Consider the following 4,052-nt stretch of genomic DNA (forward strand, 5'->3'; position numbering starts at 1 on the left):
ACAGAAAATAGTTAAAGTTTACCCATTGTCTGGGAAGATTTTGGCTCGAAGCAGTCTCAGCTAGGGTAGACGGGAATTTTTTTATCTTGATGACGAACTATGAAACTTTTAGAACCGCAGACCCAAAGCCCGACTTGGAACAGCTCCCCTAATCCCAACTTAGATCAGTCCCAAGATGCGTTCCAACCTGGGACTTGGGTACGTCTGTTAGAGCTACTTAACTAGTGAGGGGGTCTGGGGGAGCTATAAGTCCCCCACTATACACGGAGTGTTAGTGGTGGGATACATGGACTCCCCCAGCCAGACAGATAGAGAGGGTTCGACGCCCTCTCTATCTGTATTTACCATTGTCTTTTTCTGTGGTAAAATAAGATTATGTTAATGATGAACTATACATACAGGATTTACCCGAGCCAAGATCAACAACAGATCATCAAGGAATGGCTTGAGACTTGTAGACGAGTCTATAACTACTCATTAAGAGAGTTAAAAGACTGGATTGCAAGTCGTAAATGTCCTTAGGTGCGCTTTCCGTTGGCGAATTAAATTCGCCACGGGTCGCACCTGTGGATAGGTGTTCTTTGCAGAGTGAGTACATAATCCCTGCCGATACACCATTCCCCAGTTACCATCGTCAGCAAAACAATCTACCCAAAGCCAAGAAAACTAATCCGTTTATGTCAAGGGTGCATTCCCAGGTGTTACAGACAACCGTTAGAAGGTTGCATGACTCATGGGAAGCAATGAGTAAGCGAGGATTTGGTTTTCCAAGATTTAAGAAAAAGGGTCAATACAAGTCGTTTTTATTTCCGCAATTCAAGTCAAATCCAGTAGAACACGAACATATCAAGCTTCCTAAAATTGGCCTAGTTCCTATTCGGCTCCATCGAGAAATTCCTGTTGGATTCCAAGTCAAACAGGTCAGAGTTCTGGCTAAGGCTAGACAAACAGAATGGTATGTTGTGATATCAATTGCAATGGAAGTTGATATCCCAGATCATCCTGCCGTTGGTCGGGCAATAGGGATAGACCTTGGGTTAGAAAAGTTTCTGACAACTTCAGATGGTTTCACAGTTGAGCGTCCTAAGTTTTTAAAGCAACTGCAAGGTAAGCTGAAATTGCTACAACGTAGAGCAGCTAAAAAACAGAAGCGTTCTAACAACTGGGAAAAAGCACAACTGAAGGTGGCCAGATTGCATCATAAGATTGCCAACACTCGTAAAGACTTCCATCTGAAAACAGCACATTTGCTCTGTGACCAGGCTCAGACAATGTTTGCGGAAGATCTCAACACAATAGGACTCAATCGAGGAATGCTAAGGAAAGACTGCATTGATGCATCTTTTGGTCAATTCTTAGATCTCCTCAAATGGGTAGCTTTCAAACGTGGGTGTTACTTTCAGCGAGTAGACCCCCGTGGGACGAGTCAGACTTGCCCTGAGTGTCAGGCCACAGTGAAGAAAGATTTGAGGGTTAGAGAACATAAATGCAAGACATGCGGCTACACGACACATAGAGATCATGCAGCCGCTCAGATGGTGAGATGGCGAGGATTAGAATTAGTACCCGTGGACAATTCGGGAAATGGAAACAGCCTGTCAAGTAGTCGATCTGTCGGGGGAGAAATCCTAGATAAGTGGCTTTGGGCAGGAATACCTATTTGTGAGAATGGGAAGCCTACACTATACGCGAAGCGTATAGTGTAGGAGGATGTCACTCCCTATAGCTTTGATGAAGCGCTGCTGCTGTGCCAGGTTTCAGAAGACCAGTGGGTATCCTGGATTCCTGATCATGGTGAAGCAACGCTGCATATCAGTCAATTTTTCTGAGAAATATGACCCTTGGAGGCAAAAGGCTTGCAGGCACAATAATCGATTAGCCACCGCTAACAGGAGGAATCAGAACCACTTCATCCCCATCTTGCAAGGGGGTATCGGGGGGAACAAATTGTAGATTGATGCCAAAGCGGGTCACTTCACGCCATTGCTCCAGCTCTGGGTGTTCACTCAGTAAACGGTCTAACACCGCTGATACTGATGTTTGAGGGGGAAATCCCAACTGGAGTTCTGGCAAGCCATAGGTTTCTTGATAGGCAGCAAAAAGCTTGACTGTAACAGTAATTGATGGTTCAGACATAGATTAATTTGGGTTCAAGCTCTTTTATTCTATTTTATTCTGTTTTATTATATTTGGTTCTGTTTAATTTTAGTCTGCCTGGCTAGACTGATACCCTTGGCACTATACTTGACAAAATTAGATCGAAGTAAATAGATGCACCGTCATGATCACAGCAGGTAAGTTTAGGACAGCTATTACAAGGCAAGTTCCGGTATTTATTGACAAAAGCCGTAAGTGTATCCATCTTTTCGGTGTATTGCCGATATATCTTGAGGTTTACAGCTTTTGTAGCCTTTCATTCCTAACGGGGTAAATCCAAAACTTCCTTTACTTCTGGGAGTAACTTTGCCTATCCCTAGTTTTTGATGTTTGGCTATGTCTCCGGTTACCCAGCCTTTAATCGGCTTCAATGGGTTATGTCTAATGGGGTAGCCGTACTTGTTGAGTGCCGCTTTTTGCCTTCCTCCTTGCCCAAAGCAGGTTACTAGAAGAGGTTGAGAGGTTATCAAAGTTAAAGTCTCAATATCCCCAACACAAGCGGCATCAATCCAGTGCTGTTTAGGGAGTCCTAGCTTCGTTCGGTTGTACTTAGTTTGTGCTCCCGTCCCAGTTACTACTGGTCTTACACTTTGGAGCATTTTTACTAGCTTTTTACGGGTTGCATTAACCGCCGCCGCATCCTTTAATGGCTGTTTAGCTTTAGTCTTAATCTTCTGAAGTAGACTTGGCTTATTTTTTAGAAAATCTTCTATAGGCTTATTTCCTTTTCGTTGGTTGCACTTTTCGCAAGCCAAACAAAGATTACTTACGCAATCGCTTCCTCCTTTCGATTTTGGATGGATATGTTCAATCTGCAAGGGGACATTTTGCTTTCCACAATAGGTACATTCCCTTTCCCATTTTTCAAGCAAATACTCTCTGACTTCATAGCCAGCTAGTTCCCCCTGCTGATACTCAACGCCACTAATTTCTGGATTCTGCATTTTTTGGGTATCAAACTTAACTTTTTCAAGCCAAATCTCATTGACCGGGCAGAATTTTATCAATCGTTTTACCCAAGTCTGGGTAGGTAGTCAGAATTCTGTGCTCTAGGCTAGGGGGCAGCCATCCCTGTGGGCGTCTACGGTTAAGGAATCGAGGTTTTCTGTAGCGGGTGTGGCGATTGCGCCTTCCGCTTCTTACAGCTCTTCTAGACTCTAGTTTTTTCTTGATTAATCCTCCTCTGTGTTCTAATTCCATCCCCCAAATAACTTGATCATTTTGGACTAAGGCAAATCCAGTTACCTTGCTGCCAGGATCGATCTTGATTTGACAGGGTGAGATAGTTGGATCATCGTTCGCGCAGCGTCGGCTTTGCCGAATCCCTGTTTTTAGGATGATTGTGAATGGATACATCCTAAAGACCGCCGCTTTACCTTTTTTCAATAATCGGCGTGCTTTCTTTGGCGAAATGGGATTTAGTGGTCGTTTGTTCGTGTCAATGATAAATACGTAATTTTGCATTTTTAGTGCGTCTCAAGTCGGTTATGTGTTCCAAGTGCTTCGCACACGCTTGCGCGAACGGCAATGTTGAAATGGCTTGTTAGGCTAACCACACATTTTGCCTTCACTTTAATGATTAGCGACAGAGCCAGGAACTGGAGGTCATTCCTAGGTGTCATAACCAAATCAACGTAGGACTCAATCCTTAGCCTGCATCCTAGTTGGCAATTCCAGGAGTTACCGGGAATTACCAAGGCTTAAACTAGGAGTATTGACCCTAATTCAGATGTATTGTAAAACTTAAGTGACATATTTGACTAGATTGATCAACTCCCTAGTCCAGGGGAAACGCATCTTATTTTTGTACATGCTGGCGGGGTCAGGATTTCAGCGATCGAGTTCTGTTTGAAATCAATTGATTAAATCCTTACTGGATAAGGGTTTTGCAATTT

At 43.6% G+C, this 4,052-nt stretch carries 3 protein-coding genes and 1 pseudogene; 2 read left to right on the forward strand and 2 right to left on the reverse strand.

Annotated elements, in window-relative coordinates:
* The first annotated feature begins 384 nt into the window (after window positions 1-384).
* Both F6K38_RS36590 and F6K38_RS36595 read left to right on the forward strand, forming a co-directional pair.
* Window positions 385-522: a helix-turn-helix domain-containing protein gene (locus F6K38_RS36590; protein WP_229414658.1), complete on the forward strand. Its 138-nt coding sequence runs from the start codon at window positions 385-387 to the stop codon at window positions 520-522.
* A complete protein-coding gene (locus F6K38_RS36595) occupies window positions 513-1,706 on the forward strand; it encodes an RNA-guided endonuclease InsQ/TnpB family protein (protein WP_009149282.1) in 1,194 nt (397 codons plus the stop codon). Before F6K38_RS36590 ends, F6K38_RS36595 begins: the two co-directional genes overlap by 10 nt.
* A 169-nt stretch (window positions 1,707-1,875) precedes the next feature.
* On the opposite strand, the gene F6K38_RS36600 is transcribed toward F6K38_RS36595, so the two are convergent.
* The gene (locus F6K38_RS36600; RefSeq protein WP_009149283.1) at window positions 1,876-2,136 is read right to left on the reverse strand and encodes a MoaD/ThiS family protein; all 261 of its coding nucleotides are present in this window, start codon (window positions 2,134-2,136) and stop codon (window positions 1,876-1,878) included.
* 197 nt (window positions 2,137-2,333) lie between these two features.
* Window positions 2,334-3,621, reverse strand: a pseudogene (iscB, locus tag F6K38_RS44590) (RNA-guided endonuclease IscB).
* Window positions 3,622-4,052 lie beyond the last annotated feature (431 nt).

The sequence above is a fragment of the Moorena sp. SIO3B2 genome, from assembly GCF_010692525.1.
GTDB classification, from domain to species: Bacteria; Cyanobacteriota; Cyanobacteriia; order Cyanobacteriales; family Coleofasciculaceae; genus Moorena; species Moorena producens.

Excerpts from the sequence above, each read along its gene's own strand:
- F6K38_RS36590 (WP_229414658.1), top strand. The coding sequence starts at position 385 with ATGAACTATACATACAGGATTTACCCGAGCCAAGATCAACAACAGATC.
- F6K38_RS36595 (WP_009149282.1), top strand. The coding sequence starts at position 513 with ATGTCCTTAGGTGCGCTTTCCGTTGGCGAATTAAATTCGCCACGGGTC.
- F6K38_RS36600 (WP_009149283.1), bottom strand. The coding sequence starts at position 2,136 with ATGTCTGAACCATCAATTACTGTTACAGTCAAGCTTTTTGCTGCCTAT.